Source organism: Actinoalloteichus caeruleus (genome assembly GCF_049311605.1).
GTDB lineage: Bacteria > Actinomycetota > Actinomycetes > Mycobacteriales > Pseudonocardiaceae > Actinoalloteichus_B > Actinoalloteichus_B caeruleus.
The window spans coordinates 4,224,198-4,249,870 of the sequence record NZ_CP186005.1 but is presented as its reverse complement, the minus strand read 5'-3'; the positions used below and the strand labels follow the sequence as shown (position 1 = coordinate 4,249,870).

Sequence of the window (25,673 nt, the reverse complement as noted above, 5' to 3'; positions counted from 1 at the left end):
GGACGCGCGGCGACCCGGCTGGTGGTGGGTCGGCTATCCTGCCGCGATGCGGGCTGGGGCGCGGGACGAGGACGAGTGGGCCGGCGGTCTCGGCCGTCGAGCGCGGGCCTGGGCGGACGAGGCGGTGCGGCGGGTGCAGGCGGACGCGAACCGTTCCGCCGACACGCACCTGCACCTCGTGCCGCTCCCCGCCGACTGGGGGATCGACCTCTACCTCAAGGACGAGTCGGTGCATCCGACGGGGAGCCTCAAACACCGGCTGGCCAGGTCGTTGTTCCTCTACGGCCTCGCGAACGGGTGGATCACCGAACACACCACGATCATCGAGGCCACCAGCGGGAGCACCGCCGTGTCCGAGGCCTACTTCGCCCGGCTCCTCGACCTGCCCTTCATCGCCGTGATGCCCCGCACGACGAGCCCCGAGAAGATCGCGCTCATCGAGCGCTACGGCGGGCGGTGCCACTTCACCGACCGGCCGATCGAGATCTACTCCGAGGCCCAGCGGCTCGCGGAGGAGACCGGCGGGCACTACATGGACCAGTTCACCTACGCGGAGCGGGCCACCGACTGGCGGGGGAACAACAACATCGCCGAGTCGATCTTCGAGCAGCTCGGCCAGGAACGGCACCCCGTCCCCCGGTGGATCGTGGTGGGCGCCGGTACCGGCGGAACCTCGGCGACGATCGGCCGCTACCTGCGGTACCGGCGCTACCCGACCCGGCTGGCGGTCGTCGACCCGGAGAACTCGGCGTACTTCCCCGGGTGGACCACGAACGCTCCCGACTACGCCACCGGGATGCCCTCCCGCATCGAGGGGATCGGCCGTCCCCGCATCGAGCCCAGCTTCGTGCCCAGCGTCATCGACCTGATGATCCCGGTGCCGGACGCCGCGAGCATCGCGGCCGTGCGCCACCTGCACGAGATGACGGGTCTGCGCGCCGGTGGTTCGACCGGCACCAACCTCTGGGGCAGTTGGCAGCTGATCAGCCGGATGCTGGACGCCGGGACGACCGGCAGCGTGGTCACCCTGCTCTGCGACGGCGGCGACCGCTACGACCACACCTACTACGACGACTCCTGGGTGGAGCGGCAGGACCTGGACCTGGCGCCGCACCGCCGGACCATCGACGAGTTCCTCGCCTCCGGCACCTGGAAGCAGGGCTGACCTCCCGGCACCGGACGACCGCCGACCAGGGTCACGCCGCCCGGAGGTGCAGGAGCAGCCCGTGCGCGGGGTGGAGGACGGGCAGTTGCAGCCCGACCGCGTCCAGGGCCCGTCCGGTGAACACCACCCCGCCTTCCTCGATCCACCGGGGCAGCGCGACGGCGGACCCCGAGGTGGGTTCGCCGACCTCGGTGCGCAACCGCACCAGGTACCGGTGGTCGGGGTCCAGGCCGGGTAGCCGGACCCGCCCGGGTACCGCCCCCGTGGAGGTCCCCAACCGGGCGTAGGAGAAGACGGCCTCCCGGCTGTCCGGCGCCACGACGCCCCGGACCAGGGCCTCCGGGTCGGGGTGGTCCACGTGGACGACGCGACCTCCGTGCAGCAGCCCCCGCAGTTCCCGGTACAGGGCGGCCCAGGCCCGGATCGCGTCCAGTTCGGCCTCGTCCCGCCCGACGAGGTTCCATTCGATGCCTGCGTGCGCGCCGAGGCTGGTGAGCAGGCGGAACCGCAGGTCCGTCACCCGTCCCGTGGTGTGCGAGGTGGGGCCGCCGACGTGGCTGCCCACGAGCTCGGGAGGGAGGAGGACCTCGGTCCAGCGCTGGATGACCTGACGCTCGACGGGGTCGTTGGTGTCCGAGGCCCACACGCGGTCGGTCCGCTCCAGCACTCCCAGGTCCACGCGGGCCCCGCCGGACGAGCAGGACTCGATCTCCAGCCGAGGATGCCGTTCCCGCAGCCTGTCCAGCAACCGGTAGACGCCCAGGGTCTGGCCGTGGACGCCCGCGCGCCCCGTCGGTCCGTGGACGGCTTCCAGCAGGTCGCGGTTGTGGTCCCACTTGAGGTAGTCGATCCGGTACTCGGTGACCAGCGCCGTCAGGCGTTCGAAGAGGTGGTCGGCGACCTCGGGTCGGGACAGGTCGAGGACGTGCTGGTGGCGCCAGGGGAGCGGTAACCGCCCTTCCGCCGCCAGCACCCAGTCCGGGTGGGCGCGGTAGAGGTCCGAGTCGGGGTTGACCATCTCGGGTTCGACCCACAGGCCCACCTCCATGCCCAGCTCGCGCACGTGGTCGAAGACGGGGTGCAGACCGTCCGGGTACTTCCCGGGGTCGACGTGCCAGTCGCCGAGGCCGGCGCGCTCGTGGCGGCGCCCGAGGAACCAGCCGTCGTCGAGGACGAAGCGTTCGACCCCGACCGAGGCCGCGACCGAGGCCAGTTCGCGCAACGTGTCGACGTCGTGGTCGAAGTAGACGGCCTCCCAGGTGTTCAGCACCAGGGGGCGGGGGGTGCGGGGGTGATGCCGGCGGGAGCGCAGCCAGCCGTGGAGCCGGGCCGACAGGCCGTCCAGGCCCCGGTCGGACCAGGAGAAGCACACCCACGGCGTGGTGTGGGTCTCCCCGGGTGCGAGGCGGACCTCCCCGGGGCGGAGCAGCTCACCGCCGCCCAGCGTGGCCGAGGCCTGCCCGGCCCGTTCCGGCAGTCGTTCGGCCAGGTGTGTCTGGTCGCCGCTCCAGGCGACGTGGACGCCCCACACCTCGCCGTGCCGGAACCCGAACCCGGTCTGGCCGGCGACGAGCAGCAGGGGAGCGTCGTGCCCGGTCCGCCCCCGTCGGCTCTCCCGCGCCCATGAACCCTCCACCAGGGGGCGCCGCTGGGGGCTGCGTTCCCGACACCACCGGCCGGTCAGGTCGAGGAGTTCCGTCGCCTCGTCCGGCAGTGGGAGAGCGCTGACCAGCCCTCCCACCGTCCACGCGCCGGTCCCGGTGTTGGTCACCCGGTGGCGGGTCCTGACCAGCCCACCCGCCTCCATCCGCAGCGTGACGGTGACGGCGAGCCCGGAACGCTCGTCGGAGGCCCTGACGGTGAGTTCCCCACCGGACCCGCTGGCGGGGTGGCCGTCCGAGGGGTGGTCGAGGTCGACCTCGTGGACCGTCCACCGGGGATGCGAGACGGCGCCCTCGCGGTGGCCGGCGAGCGCGGGCCGCCCGGACCAGCCGTCGGCCTCCCCGGCCAGCAGCGGGAACCAGCGGGGGAAATCCACCGAGCTGGGTGGCGCGGGTTGTTCGACGCCCGTGCGCAGGGCGGCGCCCAGTTCGGCGTCGACCTCGCCGAGGTCGGCTCCCCAGTGCAGCACCCGGGGCGTCCCGGACGCCGGCACGTCGAGCACGAGCGCGGTTCCCGCCGCGCGAAGCGCGATGATCCCGTCCGTCATGGTTGCGTTCGGCTCCCGGGTCGGTGGGCGGCCCCCGCGTGCGGTCGCGGGCGCACCGGTCGACGATCAAGGCAACCACCGGGGTGGAGCCAGGCACAAGGCGACGACCGGGTGTTGGTCACCGTTGTCCGATCGCTGTCCTCCGCCTGGCCCTCGGCCTCGGGGTCCGGCCAGCGGTGCGCGAGTGGGAGGCGGCGGGCCGCCGCGGTGGCGGAGGTGGAGCGGAAGCGCGTCCGAATCGCCGGCCGGCACGAGGTGGGTGGGGAGGCGACGCCGGGCGCTGCCGGGTCACGGGCCCGGCAGCCCCGCCCGGTCGGAACGGCACGGGGTTCGGGGCCAGCGGGAGGAGCGTGACCGCCGGCGCCGCGAACCGGGGCGGTGAGCGCCCGTCGCACCGGCGGGTCGCTCGACGCGGTGGGTTGGTCCACCCGGGCCGGGTGTCCTGCCCGCCGCGTCGTGGTCGGCCGGCGAAGGAGAGGGCGGCGCCACGCGCTCGCGCGGTCCCGCACCCGTCACGGGTGGCCGAGGGCTCCGCTCGGAGTACGGGTGCTCCGAGGAGGTGGCCGGTGCTCGTCGTCGTCCGGGATGGCCACGGGGGAGATCAGCCCTGGTCCCGCACGACGGGCCCGAGGAGCGGTCGAGTGCGCGGACACCTGCGGGCCGGAGGCGAGCTCAGCTCTGGGCGGAGGCCGTTCGCACCGGCATCACCATGCGGGGAGCGCTGGTCAGCGCCGGTCGGTACTGACGGGGGGGTCTGCTGCCGGGGCACCTGGGCGGTGCGCATCCAGGGTTCGTACCTGACCCACCGCCCGCGTAAGAGCTTCGCCTGGTACAGCGCGGCATCCGCCGCACCGACCCACTGGGGGAGGCTGGGCTGGGTCCGCGTCACCCGCCGGATCTGGGACACCTCGGCGACGCCGATCGAGGCACTGGGCGCCAACCAGCCGCCGTCGGCGAGCTGGATGGGCTCGGCGAGCGCCTCGACCAACCTGTCCAACACCGAGGGATCGGCCAACTCCGGGAGGGCCGCCACGAACTCGTCGCCGGCGAACCGGCCGACGACGGCGGCGGGCCCGAGCGTCGCGGTGATCCGTTCCGCCTGCACCGCCAGGACGGCATCTCCCGCCGAGTGGCCCCAGGTGTCGTTGACCTGCTTGAACTGGTCGAGGTCGACGAAGAGCACGGCCGGGTCAGGGCACTCCTCCAGGAGGGGCCTCGCCTCGTTGCCCCACGCGGCCCGGTTCCAGACCCTGGTCCGCTCGCAACGCCTACCCGCCTCGACGGCCTCCAACAGCGCGCGGTTGCGCCGTTCGAGCCCCCGGATCCGCTGTTGGAGCACGGCGGCGTGCAGTGCCCACATGATCCAACCCCCGGTGATCAGCGCCGCCATCACCCAGGTCACCGCGCACCGCCCGGGTGCGCCGTCAACTCGCCCCTGCACCTGATCATGCCTGCCCCTCCCGGCACCCTGCCCTGCGTTCCGGAGACCCCCTGCTGGGCGGCGTACGAGTTCCCCGCTCGCGTTCACGCGAATACCGGCCGCGTCGTCCATCTCAAGTTGTCGCCCGGACAGGCGTATCCATTCCCCGACACCGTTACCCCCGGTCGGGGGGAGTGGATGCGACTCACGGCCCTGCTGCTCTACTCTGCTCTCCGAATGCTGACTAGTATTCTTAACACTACCCCCGACGATAGGGAGCGCCAGTATGGGCTGTCAAGGATTTCAGTCACGGAGCGTATCGCCCGATCGGGGGATGCTTCGTGGGAGTCGCAATGACGGTCGGTGACAGCGGGTCCTGGTCCATCGCCGAAGCCCTGAACCGGCTCATCGACGACTACAAAGAGCGCACCGGACAGCCCAAGCTCAGCATCCGCGCCCTCACCCGCCAAATGCGTTCCGACGGCGTGACGATTTCCCACGGCACACTCCAGAACCTGGTCAACGGCACCCACGGGAATCCCGGCCGCGAATTGTAGAACAGCCTCGCGCGTTTCTTCGGCGTCAGCCCCGTCTACTTCGACGCGCCTCCCACGTCCCTCGAGGTCGAGGTGATGGGGAGGTTCGCCGACCTCAGCCCGGAACGCCAGGAGGCGGTGCTCCAGCTCATCAACGACCTCCACGCGGAGGAACACCCGCCCGGCGAGACCGGCGACCATCGGCCGCGATGAGGCGCCGTCCACCCCGGTTGAACCTGGCGCGAGCACTGCGGCTGGCCAACGAGGCGGTCGCCACGCTGACGATCCCCGACCCCTGGGACCTCCGGGAGTTCACCGAGCACGTCGCCGAACGCCGGGGGCGCCCCATCCGACTCGTGCCGCGCACGATGAGTTCCTACCGCTCCATCGCCTCCGGCCTGTGGGTACGTGAGCCCGACGCGGACATCGTCGTCTTCGACGCCACCTCCAGCCCGCTCCACCAGGAGAACACCGTCCTGCACGAGCTCGCCCACATGCTGCTCGACCACCGAGGCGTTCCCCTGCCCGGCCTGTCACCACCGGGAGGTCCCACCCGGCCGACGGCCGAGGCCGGCGGCGCCGCCACCACCAGACCACCGGATCGCCGCGAGGGGGACCCGCCGGAGGAGGTGCCGGCCCGGGTGCTGCACCGCGACCACTACCCGGACCAGGCCGAACTGGAGGCCGAGACCCTCGCCTACACCATCTGGGAGGCGGCGGGGGCACCGAGGGCCCTCGTCACGGATCCGCTGAGCAGGATGACCGCCGCGTTCGAGCACGGTCAGCGAAGGAGATGATCGACGATGCGGGATGTCGTCCAGTTGGCGGTGATCGGGCTCGCGGTGGCCGCCAGCGTGCTGAAACTGCTGCACTTACGCCGGCCCGGTACGAACCGGTCCGCGATCCGCGCGATGTGCGGTTTCCTCGTCGCGATGGGCGCCGCGCTCATCATGGAGTCCGCGGCGGTCTCGCCCTGGCTGGACGAGGTGCTGGGGCTGTCCGCCGCCTACGCGCTCAAGCACACCGCCGTGCTCACCTCGTTGTTCTGCCTCCGCGCCGCCTTCCTCTGCTGGGTGTGGGAACCGGGGCGCCCACGGGCCCGGCGGATCAGCGTGCACGCCGTGATCCTCGTCGGGGTGATCGCGACGCGCTGGGTCCTGGGACTGCTGGCGGGCGACGCGGACGTCGCGGCCGCCATGCGCTCGGAGTGGACCGAGGCGCCCTGGAGCGCCGCCGCCATGATCCTCTACGCCCTCTACGTCGGGCTCTCCGGCGCCTCGATCGCCGCGCTCGCCTGGATGTGGGCCCGGCACAGCGACCGGCCGTGGACCGCCAGGGGGCTCCGGCTGATCGCGCTCGGCTGCGTCGTCGGCATCAGCTACCTCGCGCACAAGGTCGTGTTCCTCGCCCTGGTCCTGGGCGGGTGGCAGCCCACCTACGACCAGTACCAGGTGGAGTGGGCGCTCATCGTCTGCTGCGCCGCCCTGCTGTTCGCCGGCCTGGCGATGCCGCTCATCGCCACCGGCCTGCCGGCGGCGGTCCGCCTCGGCCGGCACCGCGCCGCCTACGGACGGCTCGGCCCCCTGTGGATGGCCCTCACCCGGGTGCGACCGGAGGTCGTCCTGGCGATGCCCCAACCCTTCGTCCTCCGCTACCTGCCCGCCTCGGTGGGACGCCTCTGGGACCGCGTCTCGCTGGGGAACCTCTCCCTCCGCCTGTACCACCGGGTCATCGAGTGCTGGGACGTCCTGGTGTACCTGCACGGTCACCTCTCGGACCAGATCCGGTCCGACGCCTACGAGCGGGCGCACGCCGAGACGGGTGACCCCCACCAGGCGGCGGCCATCAGCGAGGCGGTGATGATCGCGGTCGCCCTGCGCCGCGCGGAGGGCGACCACCCCGTGCTCCCCGAGGGCGAACGGGCGAGACCGATGGACTCCCACCACACCCTGTCCGAGAACATCGCCTGGTGGCAGCGGGTGTCCCACGCCTTCCGCTCCCCGCTGACCGCCCACATCGCCGAGCGCTACCAGCGGACGGCCGCGCCCGTCTGAGGTACCCCGTCCGGATCAGCGGGGGCGCCGGGAGGTGGTTCGCGGCGGGACGTCGACCTCCTCGATCCGGAGGTCGTGGCGGGGGCCGGGGTCGCTGCCCCCGATCTCCTCGGTGAACACGCAGACGCCGGTGGCGACGTCGAGCCGGACCCGGTGGGCCTCCGCGTGGCGGAAACCGGGGCCCCGGTCGGGTGGCGGCGCCCCGGCTTCGGCCTCGATCCGTTCCGACTCCGGCGAGAACAGCAGTGGGCAGCACGAACAGCGGGGGTCGTAGTCCCCCGTCGGGGTGAGCACCGCCTCCCACGCGGTCCGGCCGTGGTGCTCGACGACGGCGAGACCGCGCACCGCGGTGGCCGGCGCCCAGCCACCGGTGTCCGGATCGGTGCCGTCCGCCAGTTCCACCGGATCGAGCATCGCCACCCAGCGGTAGTCCTGGTACATCGGTGCGTCGAGGTCACCACGGCCCAGCGGCGGTCGGCGGCGCACGAGCCCGTCCTCGTCCAGTTCCGGCGGGTGGTGGCTGACCGGGTCCCCCCGATCCGAGCCCCCTCCCCAGGTCGGCGACGTCCCTCCCCCGTCGCGGTAGCGGGCGGGCGGGCGGCGGGGGAACCGACCGGGGGCGGGCGCCATCCCGTCGCTTCGCGGTGGGCGTGGGCCGGGACTCACCAGCAGCGGTCGTCCGTCCGGTGTCTCCACCCGCAGCGCGCCCCGGCGGCTCGTCCAGGCCCGGACCGCCGGCGCCCGACCTGGCCACCACACCGTGAAGGTCAGGTGGTCCCAGCGCCACGGCGCGGAACGGGCCAGCGCGGCGAACCGTTCGGGAGTCAACTCGAGCACCGGGGGATCCTCGCCGACCCGCGTCCGGGGAGCAACGCGGTTTCCCGGTGCGACGCGGGAGGTGGCTCGCGCATTCGGCCGGCGGGGTCGGGCGGTCCGGCGGTCCGGCGAGTCGGCGGGGAAGAACGGGAAGGGCCGAGGGACGCGGATTCGTGCATTGTGAATTTGTTTCGCAATTGACCCCGGTGTGTTGGTCCGGTGTCGACTCCGCATGGTTCATCCGCCCACGACGCGACCGGCAGTTGGCGGTAATGCGGGCGTCCGTCTCGGTACTACGGTGAGTACCGGAGGACGGCGTCCATTTCTCCTCGGCACGATCAGCGCGTCCTCCGGTGCACCCGACGCGACGTTTCCCGGCAGGCGAGGGGTGGAGTCGGTGGTTGATCGGACACGTCCGCCGGAGGAGCCGGCGGAGCGAACGGGGGAGGACCGCGTCGGTCGTACGGGCGCGCGGTTCGGAGGTCCCCGGCGCCAGCGATCCCACGCCGATCGGACGACCCCCGACGTTCCTCATGGCACGGAGAGTGATCGGCGACGCGGTGTTCTCGGGCGAACCGGGGCGCGCTTCGGTGGAGCCCCACCGCCGGTGGAGGAGGAGCGGGATGACCCTCCGTTCCCTTCCGGCGACCCGGTCGGAACCACGGGCGCGAGGTTCGCGGCGACGGACCGCCGGCGGGAGCCAGGGGGACCGCGACGTGACGTCGTGGACACCGGGGACCTGGTCGTCTCCTTCGAGGCCCTGCACCATGGTCGGTCGGGCCCGACGGGGACCTCCGGCGAGGACGAGCCGGCCTGGCCCTCGACCGACTGGTCCGTGGATCCGGAGGCGACCGGGGGCGAGTCCTCATCCCTCGTCCGCCCCTACGCCTGGACGCGGGGACGGACGCGCGCGCGGGAGGACCTGCGGGTGGAGACGCTGGTGTCGGTGAGCGACCGGGATGAGTCGCTGCGCCGGCACGGCCTCACCCGGGAGTACCGCGGCATAATCCAGCTCTGCTCGGAGCCCCTCTCGGTGGCCGAGGTCGCCGCGCGGCTCGCCGTCCCCCTGGGGGTCGCGAAGGTCCTCCTCGGGGACATGGCGGAGACGGGCAGCATCGTCGTGCACCCGGCCGCCGCCCTGACCGGTCGCCCGGACACCCACCTGATGCTCCGGGTTCTCGACGGACTGCGCCGGCTGTGATCCCGGCCCCCCGCTCTGGGGAACGGCCACATCAGGCAACGGCCGGACCCGTCGTTCGTGGTCGGGGGCCGGTGGCGGGTGGCGGGACGCCGTCAGCGCCGACCAGGTGGGGGAAAGCGCTTGCCCATCTGGTGGTGGGTGGAGCAGGCTGAACGCCCATGACCTCGAACAGCGCGCTCGCCCCGCTGTCCTATCGCCCCTTCCGCAACTACTTCACCGGCCGGTCCGTCCTGCTGCTCGGTGAGGCCATCGCTCCCGTCGCCCTCACCTTCGCGGTACTCGACCTGACCGGGAGCACGGCGGATGTCGGGCTGGTCCTGGCCGGGCGCAGCATCCCCCTGTTGCTGTTCCTTCTCGTCGGTGGTGTGGTGGCCGACCGGCTGCCGCGCCACCTCGTGCTCCTCGTCGGTTGCCTCGTCTCCGCCCTGACCCAGGGCGCGGCGGCGGCCCTCGTGATCACGGGAACGGGCGAGGTCGGTCAGCTGGTGGCCATCGAGGCCGTCAACGGCATCGCGGCCGCGTTCGCGCTGCCCGCCACCAACGGGATGGTGCCCCAGCTCCTGCCCTCGACGCTCTGGCAACGCGCCAACGCGCTGGTCGGCTTCAGCAGGGGCGGGATCACCGTGATCGGGGCATCCGGAGGTGGGGCGCTGGTCGCCGTGCTCGGGCCGGGCTGGGTCCTCGCCTTCGACGCCGGGTGCATGCTCCTCGCGGCTCTCTTCTTCGCGCTCATGCGCCTCCCCAAGCGGGTGAGCGAGCGCGGTGGGCGCATCGTGGCCGACCTGCGGCACGGCTGGACCGAGTTCGCCTCCCGGCCGTGGCTGTGGCAGGTCGTCTCGGTGTTCTCCCTGGTCCACGCTGTCACGGCCGGAGCGTGGCTCACCCTGGGCGCGAGCATCGCGGACGACACGGTCGGACGCGCGTGGTGGGGGGCCACCCTCGGAGCCCAGGCCGCCGGCGTGGTCGTGGGCACCGTGGTGATGCTGTACTGGGGACCTCGGCGCCCGCTGGCCACCGGGCTGCTCCTGCACCTGACCTTCGTACCGATGTACCTGGCGGTCGTGGTCGCGCCGCACCCGGCCGTGCTCCTGCCCGCGGCGGTCCTGGCCGGCGTCGGTGGCGGGATCTTCATCGTCTGCTGGGAGACCTCCCTCCAGCGCAACGTGCCCTCGGGCGTGCTGTCCAGGGTCATCTCCTACGACATGCTGGTGTCCAGGGTGGCGGTCCCGTTCGGACAGCTCGCCGGCGGCTACCTCGCGCTCCGCTTCGGGGAGCCGCCGGTGCTGCTGGTCGGCACCGTGCTCGCGGGCGGGGCCGTGCTCTCGTTGCTGGCCTCCCGCTCGGTCCGGGGCCTCGGCACGGACCCGGCGGCCGGCGTCGCACTCGAACCGACGCTCTCGCCGGTCGGCGACGACCGGGCGGCCCCCACCCGGACCGGGAGCGGAACCTGACGCCTCGCGCGGAAGCCGAGTGGGCTGGGAACCGGGGAGCGGCTGGACGCTGGAGCGTCCTCCCCACCCGACTCGCGGCGGACGGGTGGCCCCCCGCCGACGGGGCAACCACCGGAGGGACCGCCCGATCGCCGGCCTCGGCCCGGGTTTCGGCCTGGAAAGGACCGCGCGCCGTTCGGGGGGTTCCGTCGACAATCGTGTCGATTCGACCGAAGGCTGGCACGAGAATCGAACGCACACCGGATTGTCGAGTTTCCCGGGGCACCAGGTCGGTGCGCTCGGGAACGGGGTGGTGCGGATTCGGGTGTCAGTTCCCCGGTGCGGAGGAGGCGGCTCGATCGGGTTCTCGCGGACCATCGCCGCCCTCGGCCCGAGGGGGTGCCCGCGAAGCGGGGACGCCGAATCTCCGGCCGGTACTGATCCCGTGACCAGGCATTATGTCCCTGGCTGCCCCGGGTGCCGAGCCAACCCCGACCCGCCGGACGGCGTATCGGGACACTCATCGGGAAAGCGGGATCTCCTCGGGGGATTCGTACGAGATTCCGCCGTGATGCGCCTCGAGTTTCGCGGCGGCGCGATCGGAGTTCGCCGAGGAGGACTCGAACGAGGGGTGTCGAAACGATTTCGACGACTCCGGTCGAACGCGTGCCGGTGGTCCGGAAAGGCCGGGAAAACCTTGACTTCCGCTTTCGTCCCGGGTGAGGCTGGCTGCTCGGGGGAATGGGCGCGCAGCGGAAACGACAGCCTCGACGTGAGGAGAACTGGGAATGCGACCACGCATCCTGCCTGCCTTCGCCGCCGTCCTCGCGGCGGCGACCGCGGGTGGAGCCGGCCCCGCCGTCGCCGGAGCGAGTCCCGACGTGCCGCGCGCCACCGCCGACCCGTCCCCGGCCGTCCTGGCCCACGAGCAGGCCCACGACTGGCGCAACGTGGAGATCGTGGGCGGGGGTTTCGTGACGGGCATCGAGTACCACCCGACGGAGCCCGGCCTGGCCTACGCGCGCACCGACATCGGCGGTGCCTACCGGTGGGACACCGGGACGGAGCGGTGGCTGCCGCTGACCGACTGGATCGGGTGGGACGACTACAACCTGCTCGGCATCGACAGCATCGCCCTCGACCCCTCCGACCCGGACCGGGTCTACCTCGCCGCCGGCGCCTACAGCCAGGAATGGGCCTCCACCGGCGCGATCCTCCGGTCCTCCGACCGAGGGGAGACCTGGGACCGGGTGGACCTGCCCTTCCGGCTGGGCGGCAACGAACCGGGACGCTCGATCGGTGAACGGCTGGTGGTGGACCCCAACGACGACGACGTCCTCCTGCTCGGGACGCGGGACGACGGGCTCTGGCGCAGCACCGACCAGGGAGCGACCTGGGCCGTGGTCGACGGCCTCCCCTCCACGGGCCAGGCCGGCATCGGGGTGGGGCCCGTCCTGTTCGATCCCGCCAGCGGAGAGACCGGCGACCCCACACCCGTGGTGTACGCCTCCGTCTCCGGGGAGGACGCCCCGCTCCACCGGAGCGACGACGCCGGCCGGACCTGGGAACCGGTCCCCGGGCAGCCCACCGGCCTGATCCCGCACCAGGCGGCGCTGTCCACCACCGGAGCGCTCCACGTCAGCTACGGCGACCTGCCCGGTCCCTACGAGATGTACGACGGTGCCGTGCACACCCACGACCCGGGGGCCGGGACGTGGACCGACATCACCCCGCTGCGGCCCAACGAGGGCGAGGAGGCCGGGTTCGGCTACGGCGGCCTGGCCGTCGACCCCACCGACCCCGGCACGCTGATGGTCGCGACGATGGGGCGTTGGGGACCGGTCGACGACATCTTCCGCACCACCGACGGCGGCCAGAACTGGGTGTCCATCCAGGAGGGGCAGAACCTCGACACCTCGGTGTCGCCGTTCCTCGACTGGGGAGACACCCCGAAGCTCGGCTGGATGATCGGGGACCTGGAGATCGATCCCTTCGACCCGGGCAGCGTCCGCTACGTCACCGGAGCCACCATCTTCGGCACCGACGACGTCACCCCCGCTGACACCGGAGCGGCGACGGACTGGTCGGTCCGGGCCGAGGGTCTGGAGGAGACGGCGGTGCTCGACCTGGTCAGCCTCCCCGACGGACCGCTGATCAGCGGCCTCGGTGACATCGGCGGTTTCACCCACCACGACCTCACCACCAGCCCGCCGGCCGGGATGCACCAGAACCCCATCCTGGGCAACACGACCAGCCTCGACCACGCCGAGCACGACCCGGCCACCGTCGTCCGGGCCGGGACCGGTGACGGCCCCTGGGCGGCCTACTCCACCGACGCGGGCGACAGCTGGCAGCCGTTCCCGACCCAGCCCCCCACCGTCTCGGGCGGCGGCACGATCGCGGTGTCGGCGAACGGCGACGCGGTGGTGTGGACCCCGGAGGACGGCGTCGCCCACCGCACCACCGACCTGGGCCGGAGCTGGACCCCGTCCTCGGGGCTGCCCGACGGTCTGGCGGTGCGCTCCGACCGGGTGGATGCCGCCGTGTTCCACGCCGTCGACCCGGAGGAGGGCGCCCACTACCGCAGCGACGACGGCGGGGCGAGTTTCGCCCTGGTCAACGACGACGTCCCCGCCACCGGACAGGCGCAGTGGAAGGCGGTGCCCGGCGTCGCCGGCGAGGTATGGCTCGCCGCCGGCTGGGGCGGGCTCCTCCGGTCCACGGACTCGGGGGAGAGCTACGTCCAGGTCCTCGACGAGGCGCACACCGTGGGGTTCGGGGCGCCCGCCCCCGGGGCGACGGCCCCGGCGGTGTTCGTGACCGGTGTCGTCGACGGCGTGCGCGGCGTCTTCCGGTCGGACGACGCCGGCGCGACCTGGGTCCGGGTCAACGACGACGACCACCAGTACGGTTGGATCGGCCAGACCATCACCGGGGACCCGGACCGGCACGGCCGCGTCTACCTCGGGACCAACGGCCGGGGCATCCTCTACGCCGATCCGATCGGCGGCTGAGCGCGCTCGGTGGGCGGACCACCCCGTCCGCCCACCGACCTCCCGGAACCCTCACCGGCTCGGGAGCGCCGTCCTCAGCTGGCGGTCACCGCACCGAGGCCGCGCAGCGCGCCGACGAGCGTGCGCATCACCGCCACGGACTCCTCGTGGCGCATCGACGGGCTCTCCACCTCCCCGGCGCGCACCGCCCGGTGGACCTCGCGGAGCTGGTGCCCGTAGCCCCGGCCCTCGATCGGGTGCTCGAACACCTCCGGGTCCCGGCCCGGGTTGACGAGGGTCAACGCGCTCGGGTTGAAGAAGGGGTCGGCGAGTTCGAGCCGGCCGGCCGTCCCGACCACCGACGCCCGCGCCGTCTGGTGCGCGAGCAGCGTGCAGCCCAGGGACGCGTACCTGCCGTCCGGGTAGCCCAGCAGCAGACCCGCCTCCGCGTCCACCCCGTTCGCGGCGAGGCTCCCCCGAACGGTGAGGTCGGTGGGTTCGCCCAGCACGAGGTGCGCGAACGACACGGGGTAGACCCCGAGGTCCAGCAGGGCACCGCCGCCCTGCGCCGGGTCCCACAGCCGGGCGGCCGGGTCGTAGGGCACGGCGAACCCGAAGTCCGCCCGCACCGAGCGGACGTCGCCGACCGCGCCGTCCGCGAGCAGCGCGCCGAGCCGGCGGATCAACGGGTTGAAGCGGGTCCACATCGCTTCCATGAGGAACAGCCCCCGGGCGCGGGCCAGCGAGGTCAGCTCCTCGGCCTCGGCCACCGTCACCGTGAAGGCCTTCTCGCACAGCACGTGCTTGCCAGCCAGCAGGGCGTCCCTGCTGATCTCGTGGTGTTGGCCGTGGGGCGTGGCGACGTAGACCACGTCCACGTCCGGGTCGTCGAGCAGCTCGCGGTAGTCGCCGTAGGCGCGTCGCACGCCGTGCCGGGCGGCGAACTCCTCCGCCCGCTCGAGGCGACGCGAGGAGACGGCGTGCGGGATCGCGTCCGGCAGCCGGGCCAGATCCTCCACGACGGTGCCGGCGATGCCACCCGTCGCGACGATCCCCCAGTTCAGCGGCCTGTCCGGTTCCACAGTCACGATCAGTGAGACTACGCGGGACTGTCACACGGGTGGGTGTGGACTGACCGGATTCCGCCGTCCTCTTCCGTCACTTCCGAGGTGGGGAGGGGCGGCCGGGTTCGGGTCGACGGCACCAGGGGACGGCCCGACACTGGGGGAACCCGGAGCGGGACACCCCGCCCGGAACGAGCCCGGAGTGAGAAGGACGGCGATCCGCATGCCGGACAGCACGCGGCCCCCGGTCCGCGCGGGACGGGAGTCGGGGTGACGCGCCGCGCGAGCGGCGACGAGGGCGCGCCCGGCGGCGGCCACGAGGACCACGCGGAACAGGCGGATCACGGCCACGCGGATCACGGCCACGCGGATCACGGCCACGCGGATCACGCCTCGGTCTTCCGCCGACGTTTCTGGGTCAGCCTCGTCCTCGCCGTCCCGGTGGTGCTGACCAGCCGGATGATCTCCGACTGGTTCGGCTACCCCGTCGCCGACCCGGTGGCGTGGGTGGCCCCCGTCCTGGGAACGGTGCTCTTCGGGTACGGCGGTTGGCCGTTCCTCGCCGGTGCCGCCACCGAGCTGCGGGCCCGGAGACCCGGGATGATGACGCTGGTCGCCCTGGCCATCTCCGTCGCGTTCGTCGCCAGCGCACTCACCACCCTCGGGTTCGGCGGGTGGGACCTGGACTTCTGGTGGGAGCTGGCGCTGCTGATCGTGATCATGCTCCTCGGGCACTGGCTGGAGATGCGGGCCCTGGGGCAGGCCAGTGGGGCGCTGGAGGCACTGGCCGAGCTGCTGCCCGACGAGGCGGAGTTGCTCGGCGACGACGGGGAGCCCCGCCCAGTCCCGCTCCCCGAGCTGCGGGTGGGGGACGTCGTCCTCGTCAGGTCCGGCGGGCGGGTCCCGGCCGACGGCACCGTCGTCGCGGGGAGCGCCGAGGTGGACGAGTCGATGGTGACCGGCGAGTCGCAGCCGGTCACCCGGGAGGAGGGAGACCCGGTCGTCGCGGGCACCGTCGCCACCGACTCCGCGTTGCGCGTCCACCTCACCGCCGTCGGCGACCAGACGACACTGGCCGGCATCCGCCGGCTCGTCGCCGAGGCGCAGAGCTCGAGTTCCCGGGCGCAGGCCCTGGCGGACCGCGCCGCGGCCGCCCTGTTCTACTTCGCGCTGGTGGTCGGCCTGCTGACCTTCGCCGTGTGGTCCCTCCTCGGCGAGACGACCTCGGGTGTGGAGCGCACCGTGACGGTGCTCGTCATCGCCTGCCCCCACGCGTTGGGGCTCGCGATCCCCCTCGTCGTCGCGATCTCCACCTCCCTGGCCGCCAGGGCCGGGATCCTGGTCACCAGTCGGCTCGCCCTCGAACGGATGCGGACCGTCGACACGGTCGTCCTCGACAAGACCGGGACCCTCACGACCGGACAGCCCTCCCTGGTGGGGGTGGAGGCCGTCGACGGTGACGCCGAACGCGTCCTGCTGCTCGCGGCGTCGGCCGAAGCCGAGTCGGAACACCCGCTGGCCCGCGCGCTGGTCGCCGCCGCGCGGGAGCGCGGCGAGCTCGAACCGGCCGCGGACTTCCGCTCCCTGACGGGTCGGGGCGTGACGGCACGCGTCGGAGGCGTCGACATCGCCGTCGGCGGCCCGGCCCTCCTCCGCCAGCTGGGACTCCGCGTGCCCGAGCGGCTCGAACCCGCCACCGGGAGGTGGGCCGAGCGGGGCGCGGCCGTGCTCCACGTCGTGCGGGACGGTGAGGTGGTCGGGGCGGTCGGGCTCGCCGACACCGTGCGCCCGGAGTCCACCGAGGCCGTGCGCGGGCTCCGCGCCGAAGGGCTCGCCGTGCTCATGATCACCGGGGACGCGCGGCACGTCGCGGAGGCCGTGGGGCGCGAGGTGGGTGTCGACGAGGTCATCGCGGAGGTGCTGCCCGAGGACAAGGACGCCGCCATCACCCGGCTCCGGGACGAAGGGCACCGGGTCGTGATGGTGGGCGACGGGGTGAACGACGCCCCCGCCCTGGCCAGGGCGGACGTCGGGATCGCGATCGGTGCCGGCACGGATGTGGCGATCGAGTCGGCCGGCGTGGTCCTGGCCTCCGACGACCCGCGCGGTGTGCTGGCCGTCCGGCGGCTCTCGGCCGCCACCTACCGCAAGATGTGGCAGAACCTCGCGTGGGCGACTGGTTACAACCTGGTCTCGGTTCCCCTCGCCGCCGGCGTGCTCGCCCCCGTCGGTTTCGTGCTGCCCCCGGCCGTCGGGGCGGTCGTGATGAGCCTGTCCACCATCGTCGTGGCCCTGAACGCACAGCTCCTGCGCCGCGTCCGACTACGCCCGTCCGGGTGAGCGGGTGGGGTTGGGAGCGTCGACGGCGTTGGCCCACGGCCAGCCGGGCGCGGTGGCCCCCTTCAGTAGGATCCCGGGCGGATGGAACCACCATCGTGCGCGTTCCCCACCGCCCGGCCGCCGACGGTCCTCCCCCTCCCACCGGTCGGGCACCGTCCTGCGGCGCAGGCCGGTCACCGCGCGCCCCGTCCCTGCTGACACGACGAGGAACCCTGACCATGACTGTGAGGCCGTGGACCAAGGCCGCGCTGCTCGCGGCGGTGACCGCCGCGGCGCTGGCCGGCTGCACCTCCCACGAGATCAACAGCGATCCCGAGCCAGCCGGCCCCCAGTTGGAGTTCACCTCCGAACCGTCCTACACGGAGGAGGACATCGCGCTCGCCCACGACATGGTCGCCCACTACGAGCGCACCGTCGCCCTGTTCGATGCCCGAGGCGAGGAGAACGCGCGCCTCACCTCGCCGGCGCTGCGGGAGTACGCGGACCGCACGGCCATCGAGCACACCCGGCTGAAGGACCGCTTCGTCGGCTTCTCCTACATGACGGGCCAGTGGCCACCCCTCGAACCGCTGGACGACCCGCCCGCGTTGCCCGGTGACGAGGAACTGTCCCCGGCGGAGCAGGTGGTGGAGACCGAGCCCGAGGCCGACCCGTCCGACGCCGAGGGGGAGGGTGAGGGGCCCGAGGAGAGCCCGTGGCCGAGGGTCCAGCGGCTGGAACAGCTCCAGGGCCCGGAGTTCGACCGGTTCTGGCGGGACTCGCTCGTGGCCAGCCACGAGATCGCGTTGGAGAAGGCCCGGATCATGCTCGACGAGGCTCCCGCCCGGGAGCTGCGGGAACTCGCGCAGCGGGTGCTCGACCGGAACCCGGGAGAGATCGAGGAGCTCCGCGCGCTCCCGCTGTGAGCCGCTCCCGAACACGCACACCGCCGGCCCGTCGTCCACTCTGGACGGCGGGCCTGCGGCGTTCCGGGGGTTCGCTCCTCGGGTTCGCCGCCGGCCACCGGCTGGCCGCGTGACCCGGGGGCGCTCGCCTTCGCGGGCACACCCGGGCGCGGGCACCACCCGGCGCGGCGACGGCGCGGGGCACCGGCTCCCACCACCCGGGCGAGCCCCGCCTTCCGCCGACTCCACGGCACTCCGCCCGCACTGCCTGTCCGGGTACTCCCCCGACGGACACGCCGCGGACCCCGGGTTTTCCCACGGTGAACCGATAGCCTGGGGCGGATGAACGGGTGGAGGAGCGCGCACGGCCGGTGGCTGGTCCTGCTCGTCCTGCTCGTCGGCCTCGTCGGCGCCCACCACGTGGTGGGCCGCGCAACACCGACCGCCCCGTCCCCGGTGGCCGTGTCCTCGTCCTCGCCGGCCCCGCCGCAGTGGGCGGTCGGGTCCGATGCCTGCTCGTCGTGCGCCGGGACACCCGTGGTGGCCGAGGACTCCCTGTTCCACGTCTGCGTCGCGGTGGTGCTGGCCCTCGCGCTGGCCGCCCTGGCCCGCCGCCCCCGCCCCCTCGTCGAACTCCGCCCCACCCGCCGGCACCGGGAACGTCGCCGGCGACTCCCCGAGGTCACCCGCGCCCCCCGCGTCGCGTTACGGCTCGCCGGGCTGGGGCTGCTGCGGCTGTGACGGTCGCGCCGTGGCCGCCAGCCGCGGCGTCGTCGCGTCCACCCGTCTCAGCCACTCCCGAGGAGAACGCCCGTGACCACCCGTTTCCCGCTCCGCCTCGTCCTCACCTCGGCCGCCGCCGCCGTCGGCCTCGCCCTCACCGGCTGTTCCGACGGCGGCCAGGACACCGGTTCCGGCACCACCGGTGGGGACACCGCCCCCAACGCCGCCGACATCGAGTTCGCGCGGGACATGGTCCCCCACCAACGGCAGGCACTGGAGATGGCGGAGCTGGCGCCTGAGCACACCGAGAACGCCGAGATCCAGGAACTCGCCGACCGGATCGAGGGCACCCAGCGGCCCGAGCTGGACCAGCTGACCTCCTGGCTGGAGGAATGGGACGAGGAGGTCCCCGAGGACGGTGCCGGCGGGGACGGGAGCACGTCACCGTCCGCGTCCGCCGTGCCGCCCCACGGACTGCTGTCCGAGGACGAACTCGGTCGACTCGCCGAGGCCGAGGGGGACGAGTTCGACCAGCTCTGGCTGTCGATGATGCTCATCAACCACCAGGGCGGGGTGGACCTCGCCCAGACCGTGCTCGACGAGGGGGAGTCCCCGGAGGTCGCCGAGCTGGCCGAGCGCGTCCTGAACACCCAACAGGCCGAGATCGACGAGATGCAGACCCTGCTGCCGCAGGGCTAGCCGCCGAGGTGACCGGCACGGGCGGACCCGGGCGGTGTCCTCCGGGCACCGCCGGTCCCCGGCCGCCCGGTCATCTCGGGGCGTTGGCCACCAGCAGGTCGGTGACGGACGCCTGGTTGAGGATGTGGGCGCACCAGGCGAAGTGGCCGTCCGCTCCGGACGACGAGTAGGCGGTGGCACCGGTGACCGCGTAGGCGGCCAGGTAGGTGAGGAGCAGCTCGACGGGGTAGCCCAGCTCCGCGTGGACCGCGTCGACGAGCCGCTCCCGCTTCACCCCGGCGTCCGGCCCGTACATGTCGTGGAACCCGGCGGCGGTGGCGGCGTCGAAGGCGTTGTCACCGGCGGTGGAGACGAAACCCCAGTCCAGCAGCGCGGTCACCGATCCTGCCTGGTCCACGAGGATGTTCTCCGGGCAGATGTCCCCGTGCACCACGGCGGGCCGCGCCACCCGGACCCTGTCCAGCAGGACGAGGAGCCCGTCGATCTTGCGGTCGAGCTCGTCGACCGCCGAACCCAGCGGCCCGCCAGCGGGACCCGCCGGGGCGCGACGACGCACCAGCGCCGCGAGCGCGCCTCCCCACGACCGGTGTCCCGCCCACAGGGGACGCGGTTCCCCGAACACCGGAAGCGCCCGGCTGGCCGGGCCGGCCACCGTCGACGCCAGTGCGGACACCACCTCGACGGTGATCTCCACCGCCCGCTCGCCGGTCACCTCGCCCCGGGTGACGATGTCGGCCAGGGACGTCCCGGGCAGGTGCCGTTCCAGGCTGAGCACGACACCGTCGACCTCCCGGACCTCCTCGACGTACGGGGTGGCGAAGGGAAGCCCCTGGTCGGCGAGTTCCCGGGAGAACGCCACGAGGGGGGAGAGCTGTTCCGGGGTCCTGGCTCGCCACACCTTCGCCACCAGGTCGCCGGTGAGGCGCCAGACCTCCCCCTCCATCCCCCCGGCGAGCCGCTCCGCGCCCGGGTGGCCGAGACGGGCCAACAGGTGGGGGACGTCGGTGGCAGGCGGAGTCATCCGTTCCTTGTACCAACGGCGTCACCCTCAACGCCACCGGTTTCCCCCGCCCGGTGGCCCGTCCGCGCACCCGAGGTGACCCGCGTCGGTGCGTGTCGTCGGCCCGGACCCGACCCGGCCCGGGGCTGTGGCCGCCGCCGATGTCCCGGCCCGGTCCGGCGCGCGGGACCGGGGCCGCCGGGCTACGTCCCGACGCCGCCCAGGACGGCGTCCTCTGCGGCGTAGTCGGCGAACCCGTCCCCGTACAACCGGACGATCTCGGGGAAGGCCTCCCGCCACCCCCTGCCCTCAAGCGCTTCGGTCAACCAGCGCACCGCCGGGCGCACCGTGTCCTCATAGGTGGTGACCGGCCGGTAGGACAGCTCGCGTTCGGCCGCGCCGAGGTCCAACACCACGTCGTGGGGGACCGACCACGGGGTGGCACCGACACCGCCGCCCAACGGCGGCCCGTCCAACAGGAGGAGTTCCGGTGCGTGGCCGGCCGCCTGGCACACCCACCGCACGATGTCGAGGACGGAGGGAGGATGCGGATCGCCGGCGTTGAGCACCCTGCTCCCGGGACGGGCGGCGGCGAGCCGGACGAGTTCGGCGAGGTTCCGGGCGCTGGCGGTGTGGAACACGCCTGCTCCCCGGTGGGCCAGCGCGACGACAGGACGACGGTCGACCGCGCGGAGCAGGGGCCACAGCTCGCGGGGAGCGGTCGAGCCGGGACCGTGCACGGCACCGGGCCGCAACACGGTGACCGGCAGCGCGTCGCAGCGCAGTACCACGCGTTCCAGCGCCGCCTTCCGCGCCGCGTAGCCGGAGTCGCCCGGTGCGACCGTCCGGTGGTCCTCCCGGAGGGGGACCGGGAAACGGGGGAAGTCGGTCAGCCCGCCGGACAGGCTCCGGCCGGCCTCGTCGACGTAGACGGCCGCGCTCGACACCACCACGGCCGAACCGACCAGGTCCGCCAGGGCGCACAGCTCCCGGCCGTGCGCCTCGTCGTAGGCGATGGTGTCCACCAGCACGTCGGCGCCGCCCTGAGCGGCGAGGGCGGCGCGGAGTGCGCCGGGCTCGTCCCGGTCCAGCAGGGTTCGGCGCACCCCCAGCTCGGCCCAGGTCGAGGGCACGGGACGGCGACCCCTGTCGACGGTCCGCACCTCCCACCCGGTGCGGACCAGACCGAGCACCACCGCTCGTCCGATCTGGCCGGAACTGCCGAGGACGACGGCTCGTTTCGCCATGCCGAGAAGCCTAGGGGCCGGTGCGGTTCCGTGTGCACGGCTGTTCACGGGGGGTGAACACCTGGGGGAGACCGGTGCCGGAACGGCTCCCCTCCCCGGGCTCTCCCGGCGTCGGTTCCCCCGCGTGCGGCCCGCCGCACCGGGCGACCTCCGGTCCCGTGCCGAGACCAGGCCCGTGGCCCCCGCTCCGAACCGACCGGGAGCCTCGGTCCGCTGACCTAGGCTGACCGCATGAACCCGACGCCCGCGTCCGCCAACCACAGCCAGCCAACCCCGGTCGACCTCGTCGTCTCCGGCGGTGTCGTGCTCACCCTGGACGCCGAGGACACGGTCCTGCCCGCCGGCGCCGTCGCCCTCGGCGAGGGCCGGGTGGTGGAGGTGGGGGAGGCCGCCGCCGTGCGGGCCAGGTACCCGGACGCGCCGGTGCTCGACGCGACGGGCTCGGTGGTCTTACCGGGTCTGGTGAACACCCACACCCACCTGGCGATGTCCCTGTTGCGGGGCACCGCCGACGACGTCGACCTCCAGGGCTTCCTCGCCAGGGTGATCCCGCTGGAGCAGCGCCTGCTCACGGCCGACAACGTCGCCGCCGGGGTGCTGCTCGCGCTCGCCGAGTCGCTGCGGGGCGGCACCACCACCGCCCTGGACATGTACTGGTTCCACCAGGCCGCCGCCGGTGTCGCCCGGCGCGCGGGTTTCCGCCTGCTCGCCGGTCCGACCTTCATGGACGTGCCGGACCTGCCCGACGGGATCAGTGACTTCGGTGAACGGCTCCGCCTCGCTGACGCCGAGCTCGCCGGCCGGGAACCGGACGCGCTCGGCCGGCCGAGCGTCTTCGCGCACAGCACCTACACCCTGGACGAGGCGCAGCTGCGGTCGGTCGGGGCGCTGGCGAGGGAACACGGGGCACTGCTCCACGTGCACGCGGCGGAGAACCAGACCGAGGTGGACACCGTCCTCGACCGGACGGGGAGGCGGCCCGTCGAGCTGTTGGCGGATCTGGGCCTGCTCGGTCCGGACACGGTGTTGGCCCACGCCGTCTGGCTGACGGACACCGAACTGGACCTGGTCGCCGACTCGGGGGCGTCGGTGGCGCACTGCCCGGTGTCCAACGCGAAGCTCGCCGCCGGGATCGCGAGGGTGCCCGACCTCGTCGCCCGAGGCGTGCCCGTGGGGCTGGGCACCGACGGTTCCGCCTGCGCGACGGGCCTGAACCTGTTCGACGTGATGCGGTACGGCGCGCTCCTGCACAGCGTCCACACCGGGGACCCGTCGGCGGTGGGGGCGCGGTCGGTACTGCGGATGGCCACGGCGGGCGGTGCCCGGGCCCTGGGGTTGCAGGACCGGTTGGGCTCGTTGGAGCCCGGGAAGTTGGCCGACCTGGTCGTCGTGCGCACCGACCGGCCGCACACCCGGCCAGAGCACGACCCGTACTCCACCGTCGTCTACGCGGCGACGGCCGCCGACGTGCGGCACACGGTGGTCGGCGGCGAGGTCCTGGTCCGGGATGGCCACCTCGTCGGGATCGGTGACGAGGAGGTCGACGAGGCGGTCGCCCGCTGGGGGCGCCACGCCTCCTCGGCGACGGGCTGAGCGCGCGACCCCCGGGACCGTCACCCACCCGCGGTGGGGTGGGGAGTGCCCCGGCGGGAGCACCCGAGGGAACGGCGTGCCCGGCGGGGCACGCCGGACCGGCCGGCATCGGCCCGGCGACGCTCCCCGCTCGCCGCGACCACGCGGTGATGGACGGTAGTCGTTCGGATACCTTGTGTGATCAATGACGGGCCGCTACCAGCATGGTGGTGGTCGTGGTCAGGTCCGAACGGAGGCCGCCCATGAGTGAGACAGCGCCCGGACGCATCACGGAACTGCCGCTGCACATCCGACGGCACGAGTTCGCCCCCGCTCTGGAGATGCGGGAGATCCGCGAGCGGGACGGGATCGAGCTCGTCCACACGCCTTTCGGGTTCGACGCCTGGATGGTCACCCGGCACCGGGACGTCCGGGAGGTCCTGTCGGACCCCACCCGGTTCAGCAACACCCAGCACGTCCTCAACAGCGCGGGCAGGTCGGGTATCTCCGACACGGCGACCCAACGGGTCCTGGAGGGCAACCTGCTGGCCGCGGACCCGCCCGACCACACGCGGTTGCGGCGGATGCTGACCGGGGCGTTCACCGCCCGCCGCATCCGGCTCCTGGAACCCCGGGTCCGGGACATCGTCGCCGATCACCTGGACGCGATGGAGCGTGGTGGTTCGCCGGCGGACCTGGTCAGCGACTTCGCGTTGCCGGTGCCCTCGTTGGTCATCTGCGAGTTGCTGGGTGTGCCCTATGCCGACCGGGACGCGTTCCAGGAGCGCAGCGGTCAGTTGCTGGACGTGTCGAGCACGCCGGAGGAGCGGGTGCGGGTCCAGTTGGAGTCGCGGGAGTACATGCGGGAGCTGGTGTTGCGGGCTCGGCGTGAGCCGGGTGAGGACCTGTTGGGCATGTTGGTGCGTGAGCACGGTGAGGACGTGGGTACCGGGGAGCTGGCCGGTATCGCTGATCTGTTGCTCATCGCCGGGCACGAGACGACGTCGAACATGCTGGGGTTGGGGACGTTGGCGTTGTTGCGGCATCCCGAGCAGTTGGCGATCATGCGGGACGATCCGGGGGCGGTGGACGCGGCGGTCGAGGAGCTGCTGCGGTGGTTGAGCATCGTCCACACCGGAACCCTCAAGGCGGTCATCGCCGACACCGAGCTGGGCGGGGCGCGCCTTCGCGCCGGTGACGTCCTCTTCTGCGGCCTGCCCATGGCCAACCGCGATCCCGAGGTGATCGACGACCCGGACCGTCTGGACGTCACCCGGGGTGGCCTGGGGCACCTGGCCTTCGGTCATGGTGTGCACCACTGCCTGGGGGCGCCGTTGGCCCGGATGGAGATGCGGGTCGCGTTCCCCGCGCTGCTGCGGCGGTTCCCCACCCTGCGGGAGGTCCCGGGCGGGGCGGAGTTCCGGTCGTTCAACGCCGTCTACGGGCTCGCCAGGTTCCCCGTCACCTGGTGAACCCGTGACCCCCCGGGGCGGGACGACCTCCAAGCCGACCGGGACCGCCGTCGGTCCGCCACGCCCCTGACGGGCGGAACCGGCGACCGGCCCGGGTGACCGTGCTCGCCGAGCGGCGCGCCCTGCGACATCCGTCCTGTTGAATGCGCTGATGCGCGAGACACCCCGACGCGCCGACGCTCGGCGCAACAGGGAGAGGATCTCCAGGGCCGCCCTCGCGGCCTTCTCCGAACTGCCGGCCGGCGGGCCCACCGACCTCCGACTGGAGGACGTGGCCGCCAGGGCCGGCGTCGGCGTCGCCACCGTGTACCGGCTCTTCGGCGGGCGCGGGGGACTGGTCCGCGCCGCGTTCCGGGTCCTCCTCGCCGACGAGGTCTGGCCGCTCGCGGCGGTCGCGGCGACCGCCTCCAACCCCGGCCCGGCCCTGAGGGCGGCGATCGTCGAGGCGGTCGAACGACTCGTCGCCCGCCCCGCGCTGGTCCACGCCGCCCGCGACCGAGGGGCCATCGACCTCGACCTGGTCGAGAACCACCTGGGTGACCTGCGCGCGGTGCTGGTGGCGGCGCAGCACGCCGGGGAGGTACGACCGGACGCGGTCCTCCGCGACCTCGCCGCGATCCTGGTGATGACGCTGGCGACCGCGCACGACCAGGACGGCGCCGGAGTGGACCGTGCCCGCTCCCTCGCCCTGCTCCTCGACGGACTCCGTCCCGGAGGCACCGCGCTACCCACCCCGGAGGGGACACCGCAGGGTGCCGCCGACCCGCCCGCCAGCGCACTCGGAACGGGCCGTCCCGGCCAGGCGGGGTGACCGTCACGGCCCCTGGGCCGCGCTTCCGCCCGCCGGG

Annotated in this window: 20 protein-coding genes; 14 read left to right on the top strand and 6 right to left on the bottom strand. The window is 73.4% G+C overall.

Going from position 1 to position 25,673, the window contains the following annotated elements; genetic code table 11:
* Positions 1-46: 46 nt before the first annotated feature.
* Positions 47-1,165, top strand: coding sequence for a PLP-dependent cysteine synthase family protein (locus tag ACOJVX_RS17025; protein ID WP_026420133.1), 1,119 nt, complete (start codon positions 47-49; stop codon positions 1,163-1,165).
* Between the two features lie 31 nt (positions 1,166-1,196).
* On the opposite strand, the gene ACOJVX_RS17020 is transcribed toward ACOJVX_RS17025, so the two are convergent.
* Together ACOJVX_RS17020 and ACOJVX_RS17015 are read right to left on the bottom strand one after the other, a co-directional pair.
* Entirely contained in the window at positions 1,197-3,374 is a 2,178-nt protein-coding gene (locus tag ACOJVX_RS17020; protein WP_422646922.1) for an alpha-galactosidase, read from the bottom strand.
* 601 nt (positions 3,375-3,975) lie between these two features.
* On the bottom strand, positions 3,976-4,776 hold the full coding sequence (locus ACOJVX_RS17015) for a GGDEF domain-containing protein (RefSeq protein ID WP_422646921.1): 801 nt from the start codon (positions 4,774-4,776) through the stop codon (positions 3,976-3,978).
* A gap of 371 nt (positions 4,777-5,147) precedes the next feature.
* Here ACOJVX_RS17015 and ACOJVX_RS17010 point away from each other — a divergent pair, with 371 nt between their 5' ends.
* The 3 genes from ACOJVX_RS17010 to ACOJVX_RS17000 all read left to right on the top strand — a co-directional run bounded on the left by ACOJVX_RS17010 (position 5,148) and on the right by ACOJVX_RS17000 (position 7,384).
* A complete protein-coding gene (locus ACOJVX_RS17010) occupies positions 5,148-5,351 on the top strand; it encodes a hypothetical protein (RefSeq protein WP_422646920.1) in 204 nt (67 codons plus the stop codon).
* A 188-nt stretch (positions 5,352-5,539) separates the two neighbouring features.
* On the top strand, positions 5,540-6,127 hold the full coding sequence (locus tag ACOJVX_RS17005; protein ID WP_155886233.1) for a hypothetical protein: 588 nt from the start codon (positions 5,540-5,542) through the stop codon (positions 6,125-6,127).
* 6 nt (positions 6,128-6,133) lie between these two features.
* The gene (locus ACOJVX_RS17000) at positions 6,134-7,384 is read left to right on the top strand and encodes an MAB_1171c family putative transporter (RefSeq protein WP_026420136.1); all 1,251 of its coding nucleotides are present in this window, start codon (positions 6,134-6,136) and stop codon (positions 7,382-7,384) included.
* A gap of 15 nt (positions 7,385-7,399) precedes the next feature.
* Here the strand turns inward: ACOJVX_RS17000 and ACOJVX_RS16995 are convergent, their stop codons facing one another.
* Positions 7,400-8,221, bottom strand: coding sequence for a hypothetical protein (locus ACOJVX_RS16995; protein WP_422646919.1), 822 nt, complete (start codon positions 8,219-8,221; stop codon positions 7,400-7,402).
* A gap of 703 nt (positions 8,222-8,924) precedes the next feature.
* On the opposite strand from ACOJVX_RS16995, the gene ACOJVX_RS16990 reads away from it, so the two are divergent.
* The 3 genes from ACOJVX_RS16990 to ACOJVX_RS16980 all read left to right on the top strand — a co-directional run bounded on the left by ACOJVX_RS16990 (position 8,925) and on the right by ACOJVX_RS16980 (position 13,845).
* Positions 8,925-9,401 (top strand): DUF742 domain-containing protein, encoded by a 477-nt coding sequence (locus ACOJVX_RS16990; RefSeq protein WP_162147330.1) that lies wholly within the window; start codon positions 8,925-8,927, stop codon positions 9,399-9,401.
* 158 nt (positions 9,402-9,559) lie between these two features.
* Positions 9,560-10,852 (top strand): MFS transporter, encoded by a 1,293-nt coding sequence (locus ACOJVX_RS16985; protein WP_051712762.1) that lies wholly within the window; start codon positions 9,560-9,562, stop codon positions 10,850-10,852.
* A 767-nt stretch (positions 10,853-11,619) separates the two neighbouring features.
* The gene (locus ACOJVX_RS16980) at positions 11,620-13,845 is read left to right on the top strand and encodes a WD40/YVTN/BNR-like repeat-containing protein (RefSeq protein WP_026420138.1); all 2,226 of its coding nucleotides are present in this window, start codon (positions 11,620-11,622) and stop codon (positions 13,843-13,845) included.
* Positions 13,846-13,919: 74 nt separating this feature from the next.
* On the opposite strand, the gene ACOJVX_RS16975 is transcribed toward ACOJVX_RS16980, so the two are convergent.
* Positions 13,920-14,912 (bottom strand): Gfo/Idh/MocA family protein, encoded by a 993-nt coding sequence (locus ACOJVX_RS16975; RefSeq protein WP_245588915.1) that lies wholly within the window; start codon positions 14,910-14,912, stop codon positions 13,920-13,922.
* Positions 14,913-15,158: 246 nt separating this feature from the next.
* On the opposite strand from ACOJVX_RS16975, the gene ACOJVX_RS16970 reads away from it, so the two are divergent.
* The 4 genes from ACOJVX_RS16970 (at position 15,159) to ACOJVX_RS16955 (ending at position 19,534) form a co-directional block, all read left to right on the top strand.
* Complete coding sequence (locus ACOJVX_RS16970; RefSeq protein ID WP_418155088.1) at positions 15,159-17,228, top strand: heavy metal translocating P-type ATPase; 2,070 nt, start codon at positions 15,159-15,161, stop codon at positions 17,226-17,228.
* Between the two features lie 218 nt (positions 17,229-17,446).
* Positions 17,447-18,133, top strand: a complete 687-nt coding sequence (locus tag ACOJVX_RS16965) for a DUF305 domain-containing protein (RefSeq protein ID WP_081715640.1) — start codon at positions 17,447-17,449, stop codon at positions 18,131-18,133.
* A 321-nt stretch (positions 18,134-18,454) separates the two neighbouring features.
* On the top strand, positions 18,455-18,853 hold the full coding sequence (locus ACOJVX_RS16960) for a DUF6153 family protein (protein ID WP_026420141.1): 399 nt from the start codon (positions 18,455-18,457) through the stop codon (positions 18,851-18,853).
* 72 nt (positions 18,854-18,925) lie between these two features.
* Complete coding sequence (locus tag ACOJVX_RS16955; protein WP_030106974.1) at positions 18,926-19,534, top strand: DUF305 domain-containing protein; 609 nt, start codon at positions 18,926-18,928, stop codon at positions 19,532-19,534.
* A gap of 70 nt (positions 19,535-19,604) precedes the next feature.
* Here ACOJVX_RS16955 and ACOJVX_RS16950 read toward each other — a convergent pair whose 3' ends face one another.
* Both ACOJVX_RS16950 and ACOJVX_RS16945 read right to left on the bottom strand, forming a co-directional pair.
* The gene (locus ACOJVX_RS16950; RefSeq protein WP_016696947.1) at positions 19,605-20,555 is read right to left on the bottom strand and encodes a phosphotransferase family protein; all 951 of its coding nucleotides are present in this window, start codon (positions 20,553-20,555) and stop codon (positions 19,605-19,607) included.
* Between the two features lie 182 nt (positions 20,556-20,737).
* Positions 20,738-21,781, bottom strand: a complete 1,044-nt coding sequence (locus ACOJVX_RS16945) for an NAD-dependent epimerase/dehydratase family protein (protein ID WP_016696948.1) — start codon at positions 21,779-21,781, stop codon at positions 20,738-20,740.
* Positions 21,782-22,012: 231 nt separating this feature from the next.
* On the opposite strand from ACOJVX_RS16945, the gene ACOJVX_RS16940 reads away from it, so the two are divergent.
* From ACOJVX_RS16940 to ACOJVX_RS16930, 3 genes are all read left to right on the top strand, one after another.
* Positions 22,013-23,374, top strand: coding sequence for an amidohydrolase family protein (locus ACOJVX_RS16940; RefSeq protein ID WP_030106976.1), 1,362 nt, complete (start codon positions 22,013-22,015; stop codon positions 23,372-23,374).
* A 242-nt stretch (positions 23,375-23,616) separates the two neighbouring features.
* Entirely contained in the window at positions 23,617-24,825 is a 1,209-nt protein-coding gene (locus ACOJVX_RS16935; RefSeq protein WP_422646918.1) for a cytochrome P450, read from the top strand.
* A gap of 151 nt (positions 24,826-24,976) precedes the next feature.
* Positions 24,977-25,636 carry a TetR/AcrR family transcriptional regulator gene (locus tag ACOJVX_RS16930; protein ID WP_051314071.1) on the top strand — a complete coding sequence of 220 codons (660 nt, stop codon included), beginning with the start codon at positions 24,977-24,979 and terminating at the stop codon, positions 25,634-25,636.
* Positions 25,637-25,673: the final 37 nt, after the last annotated feature.

Excerpts from the sequence above, each read along its gene's own strand:
- ACOJVX_RS17025 (WP_026420133.1), top strand. The coding sequence starts at position 47 with ATGCGGGCTGGGGCGCGGGACGAGGACGAGTGGGCCGGCGGTCTCGGC.
- ACOJVX_RS17020 (WP_422646922.1), bottom strand. The coding sequence starts at position 3,374 with ATGACGGACGGGATCATCGCGCTTCGCGCGGCGGGAACCGCGCTCGTG.
- ACOJVX_RS17010 (WP_422646920.1), top strand. The coding sequence starts at position 5,148 with ATGACGGTCGGTGACAGCGGGTCCTGGTCCATCGCCGAAGCCCTGAAC.
- ACOJVX_RS17005 (WP_155886233.1), top strand. The coding sequence starts at position 5,540 with ATGAGGCGCCGTCCACCCCGGTTGAACCTGGCGCGAGCACTGCGGCTG.
- ACOJVX_RS17000 (WP_026420136.1), top strand. The coding sequence starts at position 6,134 with ATGCGGGATGTCGTCCAGTTGGCGGTGATCGGGCTCGCGGTGGCCGCC.
- ACOJVX_RS16985 (WP_051712762.1), top strand. The coding sequence starts at position 9,560 with ATGACCTCGAACAGCGCGCTCGCCCCGCTGTCCTATCGCCCCTTCCGC.
- ACOJVX_RS16980 (WP_026420138.1), top strand. The coding sequence starts at position 11,620 with ATGCGACCACGCATCCTGCCTGCCTTCGCCGCCGTCCTCGCGGCGGCG.
- ACOJVX_RS16965 (WP_081715640.1), top strand. The coding sequence starts at position 17,447 with ATGACTGTGAGGCCGTGGACCAAGGCCGCGCTGCTCGCGGCGGTGACC.
- ACOJVX_RS16960 (WP_026420141.1), top strand. The coding sequence starts at position 18,455 with ATGAACGGGTGGAGGAGCGCGCACGGCCGGTGGCTGGTCCTGCTCGTC.
- ACOJVX_RS16950 (WP_016696947.1), bottom strand. The coding sequence starts at position 20,555 with ATGACTCCGCCTGCCACCGACGTCCCCCACCTGTTGGCCCGTCTCGGC.
- ACOJVX_RS16945 (WP_016696948.1), bottom strand. The coding sequence starts at position 21,781 with ATGGCGAAACGAGCCGTCGTCCTCGGCAGTTCCGGCCAGATCGGACGA.
- ACOJVX_RS16940 (WP_030106976.1), top strand. The coding sequence starts at position 22,013 with ATGAACCCGACGCCCGCGTCCGCCAACCACAGCCAGCCAACCCCGGTC.
- ACOJVX_RS16935 (WP_422646918.1), top strand. The coding sequence starts at position 23,617 with ATGAGTGAGACAGCGCCCGGACGCATCACGGAACTGCCGCTGCACATC.
- ACOJVX_RS16930 (WP_051314071.1), top strand. The coding sequence starts at position 24,977 with ATGCGCGAGACACCCCGACGCGCCGACGCTCGGCGCAACAGGGAGAGG.